Below are 19,882 nucleotides of genomic sequence, written 5' to 3'. Positions count from 1 at the left end.
GCTGATCACTCTGCGCCGTGCAGTTCTTCTTCAAGCGCCGCAGGCTCGTCCCCCGGCTCGGCGAACTCACCGATCTTGCGGAACTTGGCGTAGCGGTCCTCGACAAGCTCTACCGCACTGAACGCGGACAATTCCTGCAAATGGCGCCAGACCGCTGTCTTGATCGCCTCTGCAGTCCCCTCATAGTCACGGTGGGCGCCGCCCTGCGGCTCCGGAATAATCTCTTCGATAACTTCATTCGCCAGGAGATCGGCAGCCGTAATCTTCATAGCCTCCGCCGCCTGCTCCGCCTTTGCCGCATCCTTCCATAGGATCGAGGCCGCCCCGTTCGGCGAAATCGCCGAATAGATGGCATGCTCCAGCATCAGCACACGGTTGCCGACCGCAACGGCCAGCGCTCCGCCGCTCCCGCCTTCGCCGATAACGACACAGACCACCGGAACTTTCAGCCTGGACATCTCGAACAGGCTGCGGGCAATCGCCTCCGACTGGCCGCGTTCCTCGGCCGTATTGCCGGGGTAAGCCCCCTTGGTATCGATGAAGGTTACGATCGGACGGCCGAATTTCTCGGCCTGCTTCATCAGCCGCAGCGCCTTGCGGAAGCCTTCCGGATGCGCGCTGCCGAAGAAGCGCTGGATGTTGTCCTTGGTGTCCTTGCCGCGCTGCTGGCCGATGACTGTCACCGGGCAGCCGTTCAGCCGGGCGATACCGCCGACCACTGCCAGATCGTCCCCGAACAGGCGGTCACCGTGCAGTTCAATGAAATCCGTAAAGATGAGATTGATCAAATCCAGCGAGGTCGGCCGGCCATGGTGCCGGGCTAGATGCATCTTCTGCGATGCTGTGATATTCGAGTAAATTTCATCCGCAAGCACGCGGTAACGCTCCTCCAGCCGGGCGATTTCATCGCTGAAATCAATGCCCTTCTCTTCTCCGAACTGCTGCAGTTCCCCAATTTTCTTGCGCATTTCTACCAGAGGCATTTCAAAAGGCAACTCTCCCGCCAACTTAAAATCCCCCTTTCCCGTCATGAAGTTCCAGCAGCTTCGTCAGCGTGGAACGCAATTCCTTACGGTGCACCACCAGGTCAAGCTGGCCGTGCTGCATATTGAATTCCGCCGTCTGGAAATCGTCCGGAAGCTTCTGGCGGATGGTCTGTTCGATGACAATCCGGCCGGCAAAACCGAAAACGGCGCCGGGCTCGGCGATAATAATATCGCCCAGGCTAGCGAAGCTGGCGGAGACGCCTCCGGTTGTCGGATCTGTAATTACCGAAATGTATAAGCCTCCGGCATCGCTGAAGCGGGCCAGCGCCGCACTGGTCTTGGCCATCTGCATCAGACTGAGGATGCTCTCCTGCATCCGGGCCCCGCCGGAGGTGGAGAAGATCAACATCGGCAGCTTACGCTCGGTGGCTTCTTCCACGGCCCGGGTAATCTTCTCGCCGACGACCGAGCCCATACTGCCGGTAAAAAATTCAAAGTTCATTACGGCGATAATCACCGGATGACCGCCGATCGTCCCCTGTCCGGTAATAACCGCCTCAACTTGTCCGGTTTTGGACTGCTGCTGCTCCAGCTTGGAGGCATATCCCGGGAAATTCAGCGGATCAACGGAGGACATTTCGCTGTCAAATTCAATAAACCCTTCGGGGTCCAGCGTCATGGCAATCCGCTCTGAAGCGTTCAGACGCATGTGGTGACCGCAGGAAGGGCATACCTTCAAGTGTTTCTCCAGTTCTTTGCTGTACTGAATGCTTCCGCATTTGCTGCATTTGCTCATCAGCCCTTCCGGGATTTCCCGTTTCGGGCGCTCGCCTTCAGGCGCTGTGCCGCTCCGCTCCAGACGATCTGAAGGGATCGTGGCGTACTTCCGTTTTTTCTGAAATAAATCTTTAAACAAGGTCGCACCTCTTCAGCCGTTTATTTGCGAATACAGTAGCCTTGCGGCTGCTGCTCAGTCTAATTCAGGGCGTGCATGGCGCTTTGCGCAGGGGGTAAGACGGCGGCCCTTTGGCGCGCTCGCCTCCAAACAGAGGATGCGTCCGCACTACCGCCTGTAACTTCAAGGATGGAGAATCAGATTAAGGACTTCCTGTACTTCCTCGAGCTCGCCCGAAGGAACCAGTATCTCGAACTGCTGCTTGGACATATTGATCGGTCGGCATTTCACCATGAATCCTTCTTCCGTCAGCTTGCTTTGAATCATATCCGCCACTTTGGCGGTCGGCGCAATGTAAATTACCGTCCACATGCCCTGACAAAGCCTCCCTAATCTAAATTCCCGGCCGTACCCGTATATTGGAATCATGATAACATACATATCTTTGCACCCGCAACAGGAGTAGGTCCTGGGAAGCAGGACCGGGAGGCCCGATTTCTGCTATTATCTGAGGTAAAAATCATTCCGTCCCGGTATGATGCGGGTATACCTTGGCGCCTTCGTGGCGGTGGGCGATCCGCGCCGACGCGGCAGCCGCAATGCCTGCCACCAGATCGTCGAGGAACACATGGATCCGGCCCACTTGGTCATTCAGCTTGCCGATGATGCCCAGCTTGATTTTGTCGAGATAACCGAAGCCTGTCAAACCGATCATGCCGTACACTCCGGTGATTCCGAGCGCCAGCGTCTCATCCGCCCCGTAAAGCGATTCATCAGCCTCCATCACCGCCTGCAGCGGCTGGGGCAGAACGCCTTGCTCCGCCAGCTCATCGAGTGCCACCCCCGTCATCAGGGTGTACTGCACCTCTCTTTTGCCAAGTACGGCCTTCACGCTTGCCATACATTCCTCATGGGTTAAATCGGGGTAATATGCCGACTGTAAAATATATACGATCTCTACGATGGAAGCAAGTGTGACCCCCCTGCGTTCCAGTATTTCCGCCGCCATTTGGTAGGACATGCCGCTATTCTCCTTTCCGCACGGGACCATTCCCTGTGGTTCCCTAATGTATGCGGAAAGTCACAAAAATGTGCTTACTTTATACGCACCGTTCCTGTGCCGAGCATGCCTTCAACAGCGGCAACCAGTTCGTCTGTAGGATTGATCCGGTACGCGTCGCTGAGTGCCAGCAGCCGCTGGTCCCGCTCATAGAACAGCACGGTCGCAGACGGCCCGGGATGGCTCTGCAGCAGCGTCTGCAGGCGGGTCAGCAGCGCCGGATTCTCGGCATCCGGCGTGATCTTGATGAAGACGCGCCGGCCGGCCGGAGCCGGCGCTGCCTGCGGAGGCGCTGCTGCCTGCGGGGGCGCTGCGGGAGCTGCCGCAGCGGATGGCGCCGGGGCTGCCGCGCTGCCCGGCCCGGGCGCCCGCGCGGGAGCCGCGCCGCCCCGGCCCTGCGGGCGGGCGGCGCCGGAAGCGCGGGCCGCTGCGGCGCGGCTCCGCTGCAGCAGCCCGCGGACCGCGCCGGCTTCGAGCGGCGCGGCTTCCTCGGCGAGGAGCTTGAAGCCCTCGTCCTCCAGCTGCACCCTGGCGCGCAGCGCCAGCAGCGCGCCCTTGGCGATCATGCTGCGGCTGCGCTTCCACACCTCGGGGAAGAAGACCACCTCGCAGCGCTCGATCTGGTCCTCCCACTGCACGAAGGCCATGGCCTTGCCGGCTTTGGTGGTGATCTCCTTGACGGATACCACCATCCCGGCCGTCACGGACATGCTCTCGTCCGCGGCTTCGCCGAGGTCCATCAGCCGCTGCATGCCCGGCTCCTCCAGCAGCTCCGCATGATCGTCCAGCGGATGGCCGGAGAGATAGAGCCCCAGCAGGTCACGCTCCAGCTCAAGCTGCTGGCCCACAGAGAAGGGCGGGATATCCGGATAGCGGATATCCCAGTTCGCCGTCTCGATCAGGTCGTCGAAGAGCTGAATCTGCAGCTCATCGCGTTCCTTGCGCCACTTCAGCGCCGCCTCCACCGTCTCGTCGAGCATGGCGAGCAGCTGCGCCCGGTGGCCCGGCAGCCGGTCGAATGCCCCGGCCTGCACCAGCGACTCGATGACGCGCTTGTTGCAGACCCGCAGGTCCACACGGCGGCAGAAGTCCAGCAGACTGTCAAACGGCCGCTCCCGGCGGACCGTCATAATGTTCTCCACCGCCAGCGTGCCGACATTCTTGACCGCGCCCAGACCGAAACGAATATCGCCGGCGCCTTCGCCGGCTACCGGCGTGAACAGCACGCCGCTCTCGTTCACATCCGGCGGCAGCACGCCGATCCCGGTGCGGTGGCATTCCAGCACATATTCCGCCACCTTGCGGTGGTTACCCATGACGGCCGTCAGCATGGAGGCCATGAACTGCACCGGATAATGGGCCTTCAGATAGGCCGTCTGGAACGCAAGCACACCGTAGGCGGCGGCATGGGCGCGCGGAAAGCCGTAATTGGCGAAGCGTACGATCATGTCGTAGACCGCATTCGCATCCTGCTCACCGTAACCCTGGCGCAGGCTGCCTTCAACGAAGTGGCTGCGCTCCTTGTCCAGCGTCTCGCGCTTCTTCTTCGAGACTGCGCGGCGCAGCAGATCGGCTTCGCCCAGCGAGAAGCCCGCCATCCGTGAGGCGATCTGCATGATCTGTTCCTGGTACACAATGATGCCGTAAGTGTCGGCAAGGATTGGAATCAGGTCCTGATGCGGGTATTCCACCTCGAATTCCCCATGCTTGCCGCCGATATATTTAGGAATAAATTCCATCGGTCCCGGGCGGTACAGGGCCAGCACGGAAATCACGTCCTCGAAGACGCTCGGCTTCAAATCCTTGAGCACCCGGCGGATCCCCGCCGATTCCAGCTGGAAGACGCCGGTCGTCTCGCCGAGGCCGAGCATTTCGTAGGTCAGCGGGTCATTGTCGGGAATGCTGCGGAAATCGGGCACATGGCCAGTCATTTCCCTGATCCAGTCCATCGTCCGCTCAATGATCGAGAGGGTCCGCAGACCCAGAAAATCCATCTTAAGCAAGCCGACGCTCTCCAGATTCTCCATGGAATACTGCGTCAGCGCGGTATTCTCGCTGCCCGCCTGCAGCGGCACATTGTCCGTCAGCGGACCTTTGGAGATGACGACGCCGGCGGCATGCGTCGAAGCATGGCGGGGCATGCCCTCCACCTTCATCGCCATGTCCAGCAGGCCCTTCGTCTTCGTGTTGCTCTCATACATCGCTTTGAGCTCGGGGCTGCTCTCCAGCGCCCGGGCAATGCTGATGCCGAGCTGTCCGGGGATCAGCTTCGCCGCCTTGTCCACATCGCTGTACGGCAGATTGAGCGCCCGGCCGACGTCACGGACAGCGGCGCGCGCCGCCATCGTCCCGAAGGTGATGATCTGCGCCACATGCTCATGCCCATACTTATCAACGACATAGGCGATGACCTCATCGCGCCGCTCATCGCTGAAATCGATATCGATATCGGGCATCGTAATCCGCTCAGGATTGAGGAAGCGTTCAAAGAGCAGATTGTATCTCAGCGGGTCCACATCGGTAATCCGCAGGCAATAAGCTGTAAGGCTGCCTGCCGAGGAGCCGCGCCCCGGGCCGGTGGCGATGCCCTGGCGGTGGCAGAAGGCGATGAAATCCCAGACAATCAGGAAATAATCATTGAAGCCCATCTTCTCGATGACGCCCAGCTCGTAATCCAGCCGCTCCCGGGCTGTGCGTTCAAGCTCCGGCGAAGGCCAGCCGCCAGGGCCGGCATAACGTTCCTCCAGTCCCTGCTGACACAGCTGCCGCAGGTAGGCCGCAGCATCCAGTCCTTCGGGCAGCGGTGAATATTCGGGCAGAATGTGCTCGCCGAACGTCAGCTCCAGATTGCATTTCTCCGCGATGGCCAGCGTATTCTCTACCGCCTGCGGCACATGCGGGAACAAGGCCGCCATCTGCTCGCCGCTCTTCAGGTACAGCTGGTCCGTTCCGATCTTCAGCCGGTCTTCGTCGTCCACGGATTTGCCGGTTCCGATGCAGATCAGCACATCCTGCACTTCCGCATCCTCACGCTCCAGATAATGAACGTCGTTGGTGGCGGCCAGCTGGATATCCAGCTCCCCGGCGAGCGCGATCAGCTTGGGATTGACCCGCTTCTGCTCGGGCATCCCATGGTCCTGCAGCTCCAGGAAGAAATCATCGCCGAAGATTTCTTTATACCGCAGCGCCGCCCGGCGTGCTTCCTCGTCCCGCCCGTGCAGCAAATGCTGCGGCACTTCCCCGCCGAGGCAGGCGCTAAGGCAGATTATGCCTTCGGCGTGTACAGCCAGCGCTTCCATATCGATGCGTGGCTTGTAATGCTGGCCCTCCAGATGGGCAATGGAAACAAGCCGCATCAGGTTCCTGTAGCCGGTCAGATTCTTGGCCAGCAGAATCAGGTGATAGATCGGCTGGTCCTTGCGGCTTCCCCGCTCACGGCGCGATCCGGCCGTCAGATAGGCCTCGCAGCCGATAATCGGCTTAATGCCTGCAGCCTTGCAGGCTTTATAAAAGGGGATGGCCCCGTACATTACTCCGTGATCAGTCAGCGCCAGCGATGTCATGCCGTATTCGCCGGCCCGGCGCACGAGATCGGTAATGCGCGCGGCCCCGTCCAGTAAACTGTATTCGCTGTGCACATGCAAATGCACGAATGGGCTCAAGCGTCCCCACTTCCCTTCAGCTAGCAAATTCAAAACAGATGATCTAACTATTTTATCATATTCCCCCGGGAGCCGCCCATAGAATGGAGTAGGTACACCGGGGACAGGCCGGCGCGGGTTCCAATTATCCCCCGTCTCCTCTAGAATCCATTCCGGCTTTCGGGGCCGGTTCAGCCCTGTTACGGCGGCAACTCCGAAGCTTATATCCGTACCGGTGAATCCACGAAAGGAGCGCATGTATGAATGTATTCCTGAGCAAAGCCGCGCTCGACTTCTTTATTGCCTTCGGCATTGTGCTGGGCGGCGCGATGCTGGGCGGCGTCGGTGCGGCGGTCTCGCTGCAGCCGCCCACACAGACGATGCTGGAGATCGCGGACCGGATCAAAATCTGGGCGCTCGCCGCCGCCGTCGGCGGCACGATCGACCCGATGCGGGTGATTGAGAGCAACATGCTCGGCGGCAATCTCTCTCCTGCCATCAAGCAGATTCTCTATCTTGTCTTTGCCTTTCTGGGCGCCCATATGGGCAGCGAGCTGGTCAAATGGGTTTGCGGCAAGGGGTGAGCGACAGTTGAGAGTGCCGCCGTTTCACCGCTACCGCCGCTTCTCGCAGATTTCCGCCGTATTCGTACTGGGCATGGTCGCAGGGACCGTGCTTTACAATTCGATTTTTCATGCGGGTTACGATGCGCTCTGGAGAGAGAATCAGGAATTGCGGCTTGAGGTGGAGCAGAACCGCAAGGACATTCAGACGCTGAAGAAATACAATAACTCCTCCACGGTCATCCGGGAAATCAAGGTGCGTGCAGAAACGAGCAGGGACAGGGACAAGGATGGAGAACCGGCGCTTGAACCGGCAACGGCCAAGGAAATCGTCGGCAAAATGACGGAGGATCTGGAACCGATGCGCGGCCGCAGCATGTTCGAGATCGACACCGACGGCAAGCTGGCACGCCTCCTGCTGGACGGCAAGATCTATATTGTGCGTGAAAAAGAATATGCGGTCAGCATCCGCACCATGCTGGTCATGGAAGGCGTGCTGCAAATCTGGGTGGAAATCCGGCCGGTTGCGCGGGGGTAAAGGATGTATATCACAGAGGAAAAAGGGCTCCAGCGCCAACATCAGCGCATGCCCGGAATAGGCCAGTGCTGAAATACAGGGATTTCCACCACTTATTTCAGCCTGTAATCCAATTCCGGCAGATTAGCGGGATTTTCTACCTCTAATGAACTAAAGCTCAGCCAAACCGGCCATTTCTGCGAATTAGAGGTAGCCTTTCCCTTTATTTTCGTGATTCCGGGTGACAACAAGAATTAGAGGTAATTTGTCCCGCCAAGTTATTCCTTCCTGCTGACTTTATCCGTGGTCAATCGATTGCAGCATCAGGACGGCCTTGGCCACCATCGTCTCATTATGGCTGATTTCGATCTCCAGCTTGCAGGTACGGCGGCTGATCTCCAGCAGCTTCGGCATCACGATGACCGAATGTTCAATCTGCACCGGACGGATGAAATACGTTGCCATGTTGTCCAGCACATAATCGTTCCCGGTAATATCCTTGGCCGCTTTGAAAGCCGACAACGTCATCAGCGTCGAGAGCACGCCGACGGAGATCGTACCGAGATCCGTTGCCATCTGCGGGGTAATAAAGCCGTGGAAAAACAGCCTCCCCTCCTCATCCCGTTCCTCGGCAAAGCCGTTCCAGATCAGATGGTCGAACGTTTCGCCGAGCTGCGGCTGGTTGCTGACATCGCGCAGGCTCTGCAGCACCTCTCTGCGGGTCAGCGAGCCGACCAGCTTGCGGTTGCGGTCCACAATCGGCAGGAAGTCGATTCCCTCCCACATCATAATCTGCGCCGCCGAAGCCAGCGAGGTCTGGAGTCCGGCCGTAATCGGGCTGCGGACCATCACCTTCTCAATGCCCTGCTCATCCGCGAGATCCTCGACATCCCGTCTGCCGACAATGCCGATCACCCGGTTCCATTCATCCGTGACCGAGAAGCGCTGCTCCCCGCTCTCCTGCGACAGCTTCCGCAGCTCCGCGACCGTACTGGAGGTCTTGAGCGTGTGCAGCCGGGGTTTGCTCTCCAGGATGTCCTCGACGAGCATAATCTTTTTCTTGATCAGCCGGTCAAAAATCGCCCGGTTAATCATCGACGCCACCGTAAAGGTGTCATGGCGTGAGGATATCACCGGCAAATCAAGCTCGTCAGCCAGCTCCTTCACTTCGCGGCTTGTCCCGAACCCCCCGGTCACCAGTACGCCCGCCCCCTGCTCAAGCGCAAGCGAATGCGCATCCTCGCGGTTGCCGACGATCAGCAGGCTGTCCGCGTCGATATACCGGACCATGGCGTCCACCTTCATAGCGCCGATGACGTATTTGTGCAGATGTTTGCCCAGCCCGTCTGCTCCGCCAAGCACATGGCCTTCGACAATATCCACCACGTCCCCGAAGGTCAGCTGGTCGGAAATGTTGCGCGGCTTCTTTTCTACCCGGACCGTGCCGATCCGCTCCTTGGTGATCACAATACCGAGATTCTCCGCTTCCTTGACGGCGCGGTAGGCCGTGCCTTCGCTGACCGCCATCTCCTTGGCCAGCTTGCGGACCGATATTTTCGTACCGACCTTCAGGCTCTCAATGTGCTGCAGCAGTTGTTCATGTTTAGTAATATTGTCACCCTGGCTCTCCAACTGTTACACCCCCATGGTCCGATCTGTACTATACTGTACCTATTATATTAACGCCCAGCGATACGGTTCGCAAGTGAATGCAGTGCTGAAGCGCGGCAGATTTGAACGTTATTTGACGGGGGGCATGCGCTGCAGCTAAGGCGCGCCGGTCCCGGGTTTGCCCCCGGCTCCCGGACCCGGCCGGAGCATGCTGCACGGCAAGCTGGGCGGTTCGGATGCCGCAGACTGTACGCCAACAAAACAGGCGTCCGCCGGAACCGCTAACGGTTCTGAGGACGCCTGTTTTGGCAAGATCATCTATTGCCCTGCTGCCAGAGGTAAGGCCGATTGCTTCAGTGTTACTGACCGGTGGCTTCAGCCGTAATGGCCAGGATGCTGATGGCTTTAGCGGTACTGACCGATAGCTTCAGCCGTGATAGCCAGGATGCCCGATGGCTTCAGTGTTATTGACCGGTGCCTTTGTTCACCAGGATTGCACATACGTTTTACCGGCCGGCAGCTCTCGCCTTCTCCGTCCATTGCTCCTGCCACTGCTCCAGCTTATGCTTGCGGACAGCAGCAAGCCGCTTCTGCTTCTCTTCATCGACTCCGAGCAGGAAATGCAGGTGGGCCGCAATGACCAGAAAGGCAAACCCGCACCAGACCAGGCCGAATCCCAGCACCCAGCCGGGCCCTTCCCCAAAGGATAGCCGCGGCAGCGCGTACAGCAGCATTGCCAGTGCTGCCAGCATGTAGGCGGCATGCTTGAATTTGTTTCTTTTTTTCATTGTCGGACAGCTCCTTGTTCTAATAATAAAAGGGTGTTCATCCCGTCTCTATATCTCTACTCTATGAACCGTCTTTGCAGAATATGAGACAACCCGCCAAAAATATTAAACAACCATATACTTCCGAAAGTAGATTCAGGCACAGCAGCCAGCAAGGATGAGCTGTTTATGATGGCAGGGAAAGCGGGCATATGAGATGATAAGGGCATTCGAGGAGGGATAGATGTTGAATCAGATATTCAGCTACACGGAATACACCATCCGTAAAAAGGTCTTCTCCATCATGGGCGCCAAGCTGCACCTCTACAACAATGCAGAGGAGCTTGTGGGGTATTCGGAGATGAAGGCCTTTAAGCTCAAAGAGGATATTGCGCTGTACTCTGATGAAAGCATGCATCAGGAGCTTCTGCGCATCAAGGCCCGCAAAATGATTGATTTCAGCGCCACCTTTGATGTGTATGATTCGGAGTCCGGCGAGCATGTAGGCGCACTTAGGCGCAAAGGACTAAAATCCATCGTCAAAGACGAGTGGATCATTCTCGACCGGCACGACCATGAGCTTGGTGCGATCAAGGAGGACAGCACGCTCATGGCTTTGCTGCGGCGGATGATCACGCTGATTCCGCAGCGGTACAATATTGTGCTGCGGCACCAGACCCTTCCGGCGTTCCGGCAAAATATCAATCCGTTCGTCACCAAGATTACCGCCGACTTCTCGGAGGACCGGCGCGGCGAACTGGACCGCCGTCTCGGCCTGGCCGCAGGCATCCTGCTCTGTGCCGTCGAGGGCAAGCAGGAATAGCGCGGCTTGCACACGCGCTGCAGAGCCGCAGGACCAGCACAGCGGGGCTTGGCGGTGGCGGTGATGCAGCACAGCGGGGCTTGCGGTGGCGGTGATGCAGCACAGCGAGGCTTGGCGGTGGCGATGGTGCAGCACAGCGGGGCTTGGCGGTGGCGATGGTGCAGCACAGCGGGGCTTGCGGTGGCGATGGTGCAGCACAGCGGGGCTTGGCGGTGGCGATGGTGCAGCACAGCGAGGCTTGGCGGTGGCGATGGTGCAGCACAGCGAGGCTTAGGCGCCAGTTGGATTTCCGCCACTTATTTTCCGCGTACAGGGCTATTTTCAGGATTTAATTGGATTTCCGCCATCTATTTTGACAGAAATCCGCTCCAGTCATCCCTTTCACTACGATTAAGTGGCGATTATCGAACTAATCCGCAGCTAACCGGCACAAAGGGATTATTTAAGTGACAAAAATCCAACTAGAGTGGAAGCTCACTCCATGCGGATGCCAAGCGTCCCTATCCGCCGGTATCTGCTGCCTGGCGGGTATGCCTAACAAGCCGCTCGCCGCACCCCCGGGCGGGAATACGGCCTCCGCCGGCCAGCGCAAAAAGGGAGTTTCTCCGTCCGGATGGCGGAGAAGCTCCCTTTTTTCCATAAACAGCCGGCAACTTCCACCCGCCGTACAACCAGACCTCAGCGGCCGCTGTACATCTGCGACAAGCTGTCGGTAATAATCTTGTTTACATCCTCGATCACAACGCTGAGACGGCGCTCCGCTTCGAACAGCCGGCGGATGGCCAGGTTCAGGTTCAGCACCTCGAACAGCTTCTCCATCTGCTCCATGTCCTCCTGCGGCGGCATTTCGCCGCTCATCATCCGCTGCTGCAGCTCCACCTGCTTGGCGCGGAAGTTGTCCAGCATCGCTTTGCTCTCCGCATCTGACTCAATCACCCGCATCGCGCTGGATACGTCGGCGAACTCGCTGCTCTCCTTAATGGCTCTTGCCAGTTCATGCGCTTTATCGATTACGTTCATGTTAATCCTCCTCAAAGTATGGTTAGCAATACTTCTCTTGAATTCACTTCGTTCAAAATTCGCTCCCCCGGCGTCCAGAACGATAAATAGGCGCTTGCCCTAGGTTGCGATACCGCGGCCGTGTCAGGGCGCGGATGCAGGCGCCCGGCACGGCTTTTTCATGAAATGGGTCAATCACCAAGGGTCGGATGTCTCCATATGATGAATGATATGTAACCCTTAGCTATCATTTTGCCGGCATCATGCTGCCTACCGGAAGGAGATCCACGATGTCTAAGTTCAAGATCCCGGTCCAAACGGTCCACTCGGGCATCCTGCAGGAAAACGCTGTAATGCTTGGCGACAAAACCATGAAACGGCTCAAAATACCGGCACACGGAATGATCCAGCTCGCCTTCGGCTCATTCCGGCAGGAGGTAACCGTCGTTCCTGTCCCGAAAGCCGACAGTCTGCGCATCAGCGAAGGTCTGGGCCGGCGTCTGGGCTGGAAAAGCAAACTGAACCTGAACGCCGCCTACAGCCCCGGCAGCCGTACACTGCGGCTGGGGCCGCTGATCGGCGTAATGGTCAGCCGTGACCATCCCGATCATCCCGACAGGCTGTTTGGCCCGATTACGATGTTCTGCCGGGAACTGACCAATGCCTGCCATGTACAGGGTGCCTATGTATATTTCTTTACCCCGGATGTACTGGAAACGCGCAGCGCCTCCATCCAGGGCTGGGTATACGACGAGGGCTGGCACAAGCTGAGCCTTCCCGTAGCCGACGTCATCAATAATCGGCTGACCACGCGGAAGGTGGAGAACAAACCTAGCGTACAGCATTTCTTGGCGGATGTAAAATCCCGATACGGAACGCATTTTTTCAATGAAAAGTTTCTGGACAAAACAGAGGTATTCGAAGCGCTGACGCATGACCCGGCCCTGCAGCGGTATTTACCGGAATCGCATGCCCTCCAAGGCTTTGCCACCCTGAAGAAAATGTGCAACAGCTATTCGAGCGTATTCCTCAAGCCTGTGCGCGGCAGCCTCGGCAAAGGGATTCTGCGTATTTCCAAAGACGAAAGCGGGGGATACCGGCTGCTCTCCACCACCCCGCTCGGCACCCGCAGACAGACTTACCCGAGTCTGGCGAAGCTGTACCAGTCCATTGCACCAAAGATGAAGACCACACGCTTCCAGATCCAGCAAGGACTGCCCTTGATGGAGATCGGCCGGCGTCCGGTCGATTTCCGCGCACTGGTGCAGAAGAACGGCACCGGCAAATGGGCCGTCACCTCCATTGTCGCCCGCACGGCGGGGAACAATCATTTTGTCTCGAATCTGGCGCGGGGCGGCAGTCTCAGTCCGGTGCGGGAGGCGGTCGCGAAGAGTAATCTCCCTCCCGGCATGAAGGAGAATGCGCAGGTGCAGCTGCCCCGGGCGGCGCTGGCGATCGCCAGAGGCGTCGAGACTTACATCCCCGCCCATTTCGGCGAGCTCGGCATCGACCTTGCCCTGGACCAGTCAGGGCGGATCTGGCTGCTGGAAGTGAACTCCAAGCCGTCGAAGAATGACAATACACCGCTTAACGAAACCAAGATCAGGCCGTCCGTCAAGCAAATGATTCTTTATTGCCGTTACCTGGCCGGGTTATGAGGAGGACATCATGACACAGAACCGACTTGGCTTCCTCGGCATCATGACCGGCCGCAGAAACGGCTATCCGCCTGTCGCCGAACCTGAATTCTGCAGCCAGCTTTGCGCCGCCGCCCCGTCCTATGGACTGCAGGCCCTAGTCTTCCACCCGGAAGGAGTCGACGGCGGAAGCAACACCATCTCCGGTTATACCTTCAGCGGCGGACAGTGGGAGCAGACCATGGCCGCTCCCCCGGACATTGTGTATAACCGCGGCCTCTATACCGACCCGCAGGAGAAGCGGGCGGCGGCGGCGGCCATCGCGTCTCTGCCCCGCAGCGTTCCCTGGTCGCGCGGGCTGCCCGACAAATGGAACGTATACCGGATGCTGCGCCGCAGCCGGGATGCCGCACCGCTCCTGCCGGAAACCCGGCTGTACACCGGTCCTGCACAGCTCGGGGCGCAGCTGGCCAAGCGGGCGGACGGCGTCTTCCTGAAGCCCGTTAACGGTACGCACGGCAAACGCTCGCTCCATGCCCGCCTGAGCGGGCAGAAAGCCGGCGGCGGAATGTGCATCAGCGGCCGGGATGGCGCCAACGGCGTCTTTCACCATACCTTCGTCTCTCTGAGCTTGGGCCTGGAGTGGATCCATCATTTCATCGGCCGGCGCCGCTATATCATACAGTCCTACCTGCACCTGACCGACAGCAAGGGACATCCGTTCGATGTCCGGGTGCTGATGCAGAAGAACGGCCGCGGCGTATGGACCTTAACCGGCATGGCCGTCCGGCTGGGCGGACGCGGAGGCCTCACCTCCAATCTGCACGGCGGAGGAACTGCAGTTCCCGCCCCGGCCTACCTGCTTGAAGAATACGGCGGGACGGCGGCTGAAGCAATGCTGAGAGAGCTTACCGCCGCGGCAGCCCTGCTGCCTCCCCTGCTGGAGGCGTCCTGCGGCAGACTCGGGGAGCTTGGCCTCGATTTCGGGATCGACAGGGGCGGCCGGATCTATCTGCTCGAAGCCAATTCCAAGCCGGGCCGGGCCGTCTTCGGCTTAAGCGGCGACCGCCGCGCGGCCAGGCTGGCCGCCGAGAACCCGCTGCGCTATGCGCGCTACCTGCTGCTGACGCGGGGGGCGGGCTGCAATCCGCCGCGCGGACAGCTCCACTAATGACGGAGTACGAAATCAACGGTTCCTAAGGAGGATTCAATAATGGGTCTCACTTTTTGCAACGTGCATTTCACCAAGCAGCCCCAAAGAGTGGTTTATGTGTCAGGTGAGTTGATGAAAAGCTTGAAGCTTTCCGGCAAAAAAAACATCCGCCTGCGGCTCGGCAAGGATGCGATCCCGGCGGCGATCAAGCCGATCAAGCGCGCCGGCAAGCACCTGTTTCTGGCATCGGGCGTCAAAAGCGCGATCAAGGTTCCCAAGAGCGGCGTTGTCTATCTGCGCAACCTGCAAAATGACGAGGTGCAGCTCGGCCCGCTGGTCGGCGTGCTCTCCGACGGGCCGGCGTCTGCGGCGCAGCCCTTCGGTTCACGCACGGGCTTCATCAAGCAGCTGCTGCGCGAGGGGGCGAACCGCTGCTATATCTTTGCTTTTATGCCACGCGACATCGACTGGCAGCAGGAGCAGGTGAACGGGTATTTTCTCACCGCAAGCGGCAAATTCGAACGCAAAATCGTTCCGCTGCCCGATGTAGTCTACAACCGCCTGCCCAGCCGGAAAGCGGAAACCTCGCCCTATATCAACCAGCTCCGCGAACGGTTTATGCGCAAGCGGATCCCCTATTTCAACTGGAGCTTCTTCAACAAATCGGATATATACCGGCTGCTGGAGAATGACGGAGCCGCTAACCGGTTCGTCCCGGAAACACATGCCAACCCTACCGCGGAAAAAATGCGGGAAATGCTCGACCGCCATCACTTTGTCTATTACAAACCGTCTGCAGGCAGTCTGGGGCTCGGGATATACCGGCTGACCTACCTGCCGAAGAAGGGTTACTTCGCCCGCTACCGCCGGAACGGCAAAAATGTGCTGCTGCGCTTTGCCAGCTTCGACAGCCTGATGCGCATGCTGCGCGGCCGCCACGGGCAGGGCCTGCAGAGCTATGTCGTCCAGCAGGGCATCCGGCTGATTGAAATCGACGGCTGCCCGATCGACTTCCGCTTCCATATGCATAAGAATGGCAGCAACCAGTGGGTCGTTGTCGGTATCGGGGCCAAAAAGGCGGGCCGGGGCAGCGTCACTACGCATCTCAAGAACGGCGGCGCGCTCCTGACTCCGCAGCAGGCGCTGGGCCGGGTCTTCGGCGCAAGATCGGATGAGGTGCTGCAGCGGGCGAAGACGACGGCGATCCGCCTGGCGGAGTCACTGGAAATCCAGCATCGTCATCTGATCGGCGAGATCGGCTTTGACCTCGGCATCGATCAGGATGAGAACATCTGGATGTTCGAAGCCAATGCCAAACCCGGCCGCTCGATCTTCCGCCATCCCTCCCTGCGTGCCGAGGGCAAGGCTTCCGTTGAACATATCCTGGAGCATTGTCTCTATCTCAGCAAGTTCCGCCGGAGGGATGAGCTGTGAGCACCCGCGATCCCAACAAGCCCGTCATCGCTATTCTGACCACGAGCGACCGTGTCAAGCAGTTCAAGGGAAACCGCAACAACTTCCGCGATATCATTACGCGCGGCAGAGAGCTCGGCTATGTGGTATACGTCGTTACCGTCCGCGATCTGAAGCTGGATGAGCGGACAGTGAACGGTTACGTGCCCTCGGCCAGCGGAAAACTCTGGTACAGCATGTCCTTCCCGCTGCCGCAGGTGGTCTATAACCGCATCCCTAACCGCAATGAGGAGGAGAAGGCCCCGGTTGCCCGCAAAATCTCCGAATGCCTGGAGCACGAGCACATTCATTTGTATAATCCGAATTTTTTTAATAAATGGAACCTGTTCGAATGGCTAAAGGAATCACGCGCTACCGCCAAGCATGTGCCCAAGACGAGACGCCTGCGCAGCGCCGCCACCCTGAGTGCGATGCTTAAAAGCCATGACAGCCTCTATTTGAAGCCGGAGAGCGGCAAGGCGGGCAAAGGCATCATGCGCCTGAAGTACCTGGAAGACGCCACTCTGCCCTACCGTCTGCAAATTCAAAGCGACAAAAAAAATACGACCTACAAAGCCGCGTCAATTGAACGCCTCTGGCTGAGGATCAGCCGGGAAAAAGGGGCAGCCCGATATATTGTGCAGCAGGCCATCGGGCTTGCTGCCTTCCACGGCCGGCCGTTTGACCTGCGGGTGCTGCTGCAAAAGAACGGCCGCGGCGCCTGGGGCGTGACCGGAATAGGCGCCCGGCTCGCCGGGTCCCGCAGCATCACCACCCATGTACCCCGCGGCGGGAGCGTCGAAGATCCGGCCACGATGCTCAGCGAGCATTTCGGCACCGAGCAGGCGTCGGCCATCCTTAAAGTTGTCCCTGCCACTGCGCTGCTGCTCGCCCGCCAGATCGAGCGGGCGTCGGAAGCGACGCTCGGCGAGATGTCGATGGACCTCGGGGTCGACGAGGCCGGCGGCCTCTGGTTCTTCGAGGCCAATTCGCGGCCGATGAAATTCGACGAGCCGAATATCCGCAAGCTGTCGCTGGAGCGGATTTTTCAGTACAGCCAGCACCTGGCCCGGCAGAACAAGTAGTAATTAAGCGTAAAGGAAGTGACACACCATGCAGATCTCCTCGGTCTATGACTGCGGTCCGGAGCAGTGGAAGCAGAAGCTGTCCGGATTGCTGGAATTCTTAAAAGAGCACGGGGAGCAGCGGCTGACACTGCGCGGATGCAGGGTGCTGGCCCGGCTGACGCCGGAGCAGCTTGGATCTCCAGGCGTCTCCCTGCTGGTCGCCACCGTGCGCGGACAGAACGGCCGCCAGCTGGCTGGCGTCAGCTTCGTCTCCGGCTACGGCAAGGACGCCTGCCTTGTCGCAGTCCATCCCCTGTACCGGAACCGGCGGACCGGCACGGCGCTCCTGAGCGCCCAGCTGCGCCGTCTGGGCCGCCTGGAATGCCAGGTGGCCTGCGACAATCCGGCCAGCCTTAAGATGTGCTTCAACAGCGGGCTGGCCGCCGTTGATCTGCTGACCGGGAAGACAGGCAAGCCCACCCTGCTGCTGCGGCCTCTGCCGCAGGAGGGCGCGGCGGATATCCTTAGTCAAGGAGGTGATCCGCTGTGCCGGAACCGGTCTTAGGCATCCTGACCTTGTATCTGAACGATGCCAAACAACTGGAAGAGAAAGGCGTATACCGGCGGATGATTATCGAGGGCAGCCGGATCGGTCTGGATGTCTTTGTGTTTACGCCGATGGATGTGAACAGCGCCAAGGAAATGATTCACGCACTGATCTATGATCCTGCCAGCGGCAAGTGGTCGCGTAAATGGAGGCCTTTCCCTGCTATGATCTATGACCGCTGCCGGATTCAGCGCAGCACCCGGTTCCAGCAGCTGCTGCAGTTCCGTTCCAAATACAGTCATCTGACGTTTCTTAACCGTCCCCTGCGGAATAAATGGACGATTCACCAGACGTTCGCCCAGAAAAGCCGTTTCCGCCAGCATCTGCCGGAAACGCTGCTGTACCAGTCTTCCGCCGATCTGGTGCGGATGCTGAAATTCGCCCCCCTCGTCTATGTCAAGCCGATCAACGGCACCGGCGGGCGGGGCATTCTGCGGATTGAACGGCTGCGGGACGCAAAAGGCATGTACGACATCCAGGGCCGCCGCCAGAACCGCCAGATCATTGCGCCGCGCAAAGTATCGCTCTCGCGCCTGGAGTCCATCGTGCGCCAGTGGTGCATCGGCAGCCGGTTCGTTGTGCAGCAGGGCATACCGCTCCGCCTGCCGGGCGGGCGCGTGCATGACTACCGTATGCTGGTGCAAAAGAACGGGCAAGGCGTCTGGGAGCTGACAGGCATGGCCGGCCGGGTAGGCGCCGCGCGCAGCGTTACCTCCAATCTGCACGGCGGCGGTCACGCGGTCCGCGCGGAGAAGCTGCTGAAGGAGTGGCTCGGGACCGAGGAGCGCGCCGCCAAAGTGATAAAGACCGCGGAGAAGCTGGGGCTGGAGGCCGCCGCTTACCTTGAGGACAGCTTCGGCGCACTCTGCGAGCTGGCGTTTGACCTCGCCATCGACCGCGAAGGCCGCATCTATGTGCTGGAGGTCAACCCGAAGCCGGCCCGCGAGGTGTTCGCCCGCTCCGGCGACAGCGCCACCTATCACAAGGCGCTGACCCGCCCGCTCGAATACGCCATGTGGGTCTACAAGAACAAGAACGTACCCGCCGGGGCGAAGACGACGGAGGAATAGCGGTACTAGGCCCATGCCTTCTATTGGGAGTGGGCCTGGTGTCTGCCCCTTCACCATGCTCTTCAACGTGCTCTTCACCGTAACGGACTCGGATGACCTTATTTTTCATCTATGCGCGAATGCTTCCCCGTAACGGACACCGGCGCGCTTATTCATTATTGAAAAGCATATATACTTATGTGCAGCCGGATTAAGTGCAACTGAGTCCGTACGTCCGCCAGAACCCGCATTTTTTCGTGGATAGCGGCTTTACGGTCCGGTTACATCACTCTTTCACCTTCCCCTGCTGACGCCCCTCCCCCCATCGGCTATACTGTTACTATCATTCCAACAAGGAGGTGTCTGACTACCTAGATGATCCTCATTATTGAAGACAGTAAGGATATCAATCATATGCTGGCCGAAATGCTGGCGGGCTGACTCCCGGTCAGGCTGGCAAGCTGAAGATTGCCCAGAACCACGCGGAGCATCTGGGGCAGCTGATCGAGCGGCTGTTCGAGTATTCCTATCTGGTCACCGCCGGGCGGCAGGCGGAGCAAGTCCCGCTCCCGCTGTCCCCGCTCGTAACCGAACTGCTGGCGGATGCGGTCAGTGACTTTGAGCAGAAAGGGATTGACATCTCCTTGGATGCCCCGGCTGCAGTTGAGGTGCTGGCCGATCCGGAAATGACGGCGCGGATCATCCGCAACCTGATTGCCAACAGCCTGGCCCACTCTGCAGGCGATGTGGAGGTCAAGGTTGCGCTGGCGGAAGGCCAGGCGCTGCTGGCCTTCCGTAATCCGGTGGCTGCGGGTACCCCGCTGCAGCCGGAGCGGCTGTTCGAGCGATTCTACACCGCCGATGAAGCCCGAACCTCCCGCCCGTCCGGTCTGGGGCTGCATATTGTGCAGCTGCTGGCTGAGCAGATGGGCGGCAGCGCAGGCGCTTCAGTGGAAGCCGGCAGCTTTGAAGTCCGGGTGAAGCTGCCGCTGGCGGCGGCTCCCGATCCATGAAGGTGACCGGAACCACAGCCTTCCTGTTATTGCAGCGGCTAC

The 19,882-nt window shown here is 59.3% G+C and carries 19 protein-coding genes; 10 read left to right on the top strand and 9 right to left on the bottom strand.

All coding sequences use genetic code 11. The features are described 5' to 3' along the window. Positions 1-5: 5 nt before the first annotated feature. The 5 genes from F1381_RS14060 to F1381_RS14040 all read right to left on the bottom strand — a co-directional run bounded on the left by F1381_RS14060 (position 6) and on the right by F1381_RS14040 (position 6,603). Entirely contained in the window at positions 6-1,007 is a 1,002-nt protein-coding gene (locus tag F1381_RS14060; RefSeq protein ID WP_151735480.1) for an acetyl-CoA carboxylase carboxyltransferase subunit alpha, read from the bottom strand. A gap of 1 nt (position 1,008) precedes the next feature. Continuing rightward, positions 1,009-1,902, bottom strand: a complete 894-nt coding sequence (gene accD / locus F1381_RS14055) for an acetyl-CoA carboxylase, carboxyltransferase subunit beta (RefSeq protein WP_151735479.1) — start codon at positions 1,900-1,902, stop codon at positions 1,009-1,011. Positions 1,903-2,064: 162 nt separating this feature from the next. Then, positions 2,065-2,253, bottom strand: coding sequence for a glutamate decarboxylase (locus F1381_RS14050; protein ID WP_151735478.1), 189 nt, complete (start codon positions 2,251-2,253; stop codon positions 2,065-2,067). Between the two features lie 148 nt (positions 2,254-2,401). Then, positions 2,402-2,902: a phosphatidylglycerophosphatase A family protein gene (locus F1381_RS14045; RefSeq protein WP_151735477.1), complete on the bottom strand. Its 501-nt coding sequence runs from the start codon at positions 2,900-2,902 to the stop codon at positions 2,402-2,404. 74 nt (positions 2,903-2,976) lie between these two features. Further along, a complete protein-coding gene (locus tag F1381_RS14040) occupies positions 2,977-6,603 on the bottom strand; it encodes a DNA polymerase III subunit alpha (RefSeq protein ID WP_151735476.1) in 3,627 nt (1,208 codons plus the stop codon). A 239-nt stretch (positions 6,604-6,842) separates the two neighbouring features. On the opposite strand from F1381_RS14040, the gene F1381_RS14035 reads away from it, so the two are divergent. Continuing rightward, positions 6,843-7,166: a YtrH family sporulation protein gene (locus F1381_RS14035; RefSeq protein WP_150267204.1), complete on the top strand. Its 324-nt coding sequence runs from the start codon at positions 6,843-6,845 to the stop codon at positions 7,164-7,166. A 7-nt stretch (positions 7,167-7,173) separates the two neighbouring features. Continuing rightward, positions 7,174-7,683, top strand: coding sequence for a sporulation membrane protein YtrI (locus F1381_RS14030; protein ID WP_151735475.1), 510 nt, complete (start codon positions 7,174-7,176; stop codon positions 7,681-7,683). Positions 7,684-7,959: 276 nt separating this feature from the next. On the opposite strand, the gene F1381_RS14025 is transcribed toward F1381_RS14030, so the two are convergent. Continuing rightward, positions 7,960-9,294 (bottom strand): DRTGG domain-containing protein, encoded by a 1,335-nt coding sequence (locus F1381_RS14025; protein WP_151735474.1) that lies wholly within the window; start codon positions 9,292-9,294, stop codon positions 7,960-7,962. A 485-nt stretch (positions 9,295-9,779) separates the two neighbouring features. Then, positions 9,780-10,061, bottom strand: coding sequence for a hypothetical protein (locus F1381_RS14020; protein WP_151735473.1), 282 nt, complete (start codon positions 10,059-10,061; stop codon positions 9,780-9,782). Between the two features lie 223 nt (positions 10,062-10,284). Here F1381_RS14020 and F1381_RS14015 point away from each other — a divergent pair, with 223 nt between their 5' ends. Then, positions 10,285-10,863, top strand: a complete 579-nt coding sequence (locus F1381_RS14015) for an LURP-one-related family protein (protein ID WP_151735472.1) — start codon at positions 10,285-10,287, stop codon at positions 10,861-10,863. 678 nt (positions 10,864-11,541) lie between these two features. On the opposite strand, the gene F1381_RS14010 is transcribed toward F1381_RS14015, so the two are convergent. Beyond that, entirely contained in the window at positions 11,542-11,883 is a 342-nt protein-coding gene (locus tag F1381_RS14010) for a YlbF/YmcA family competence regulator (RefSeq protein WP_151735471.1), read from the bottom strand. 269 nt (positions 11,884-12,152) lie between these two features. Between F1381_RS14010 and F1381_RS14005 the strand changes: the two genes are divergently transcribed. From F1381_RS14005 to F1381_RS13980, 6 genes are read left to right on the top strand one after another with little or no spacing between them, the layout of a single operon-like run. Next, positions 12,153-13,520 carry a YheC/YheD family endospore coat-associated protein gene (locus tag F1381_RS14005; RefSeq protein ID WP_151735470.1) on the top strand — a complete coding sequence of 456 codons (1,368 nt, stop codon included), beginning with the start codon at positions 12,153-12,155 and terminating at the stop codon, positions 13,518-13,520. A 10-nt stretch (positions 13,521-13,530) separates the two neighbouring features. Next, a complete protein-coding gene (locus F1381_RS14000; protein WP_151735469.1) occupies positions 13,531-14,670 on the top strand; it encodes a YheC/YheD family endospore coat-associated protein in 1,140 nt (379 codons plus the stop codon). 42 nt (positions 14,671-14,712) lie between these two features. Beyond that, on the top strand, positions 14,713-16,086 hold the full coding sequence (locus tag F1381_RS13995; RefSeq protein WP_151735468.1) for a YheC/YheD family endospore coat-associated protein: 1,374 nt from the start codon (positions 14,713-14,715) through the stop codon (positions 16,084-16,086). Further along, positions 16,083-17,189, top strand: coding sequence for a YheC/YheD family endospore coat-associated protein (locus F1381_RS13990; protein ID WP_151735467.1), 1,107 nt, complete (start codon positions 16,083-16,085; stop codon positions 17,187-17,189). Before F1381_RS13995 ends, F1381_RS13990 begins: the two co-directional genes overlap by 4 nt. 28 nt (positions 17,190-17,217) lie before the next feature. After that, entirely contained in the window at positions 17,218-17,736 is a 519-nt protein-coding gene (locus F1381_RS13985; protein WP_151735466.1) for a GNAT family N-acetyltransferase, read from the top strand. After that, positions 17,718-18,848, top strand: coding sequence for a YheC/YheD family endospore coat-associated protein (locus tag F1381_RS13980; RefSeq protein ID WP_151735465.1), 1,131 nt, complete (start codon positions 17,718-17,720; stop codon positions 18,846-18,848). The genes F1381_RS13985 and F1381_RS13980 overlap by 19 nt, the downstream gene beginning before the upstream one ends. A gap of 389 nt (positions 18,849-19,237) precedes the next feature. Here F1381_RS13980 and F1381_RS28310 read toward each other — a convergent pair whose 3' ends face one another. Then, the gene (locus F1381_RS28310; protein WP_187355350.1) at positions 19,238-19,561 is read right to left on the bottom strand and encodes a hypothetical protein; all 324 of its coding nucleotides are present in this window, start codon (positions 19,559-19,561) and stop codon (positions 19,238-19,240) included. Between F1381_RS28310 and F1381_RS13975 the strand changes: the two genes are divergently transcribed. Continuing rightward, positions 19,514-19,840 carry an ATP-binding protein gene (locus tag F1381_RS13975; protein ID WP_187355349.1) on the top strand — a complete coding sequence of 109 codons (327 nt, stop codon included), beginning with the start codon at positions 19,514-19,516 and terminating at the stop codon, positions 19,838-19,840. The two genes, F1381_RS28310 and F1381_RS13975, sit on opposite strands and share 48 nt — an antisense overlap. Positions 19,841-19,882: the final 42 nt, after the last annotated feature.

It is taken from the genome of Paenibacillus tengchongensis (assembly GCF_008973665.1).
Lineage (GTDB): Bacteria > Bacillota > Bacilli > Paenibacillales > Paenibacillaceae > Paenibacillus_AQ > Paenibacillus_AQ tengchongensis.
Note: the sequence above shows the minus strand (reverse complement) of the source record. Positions and strands in the feature narration are given on the sequence as shown.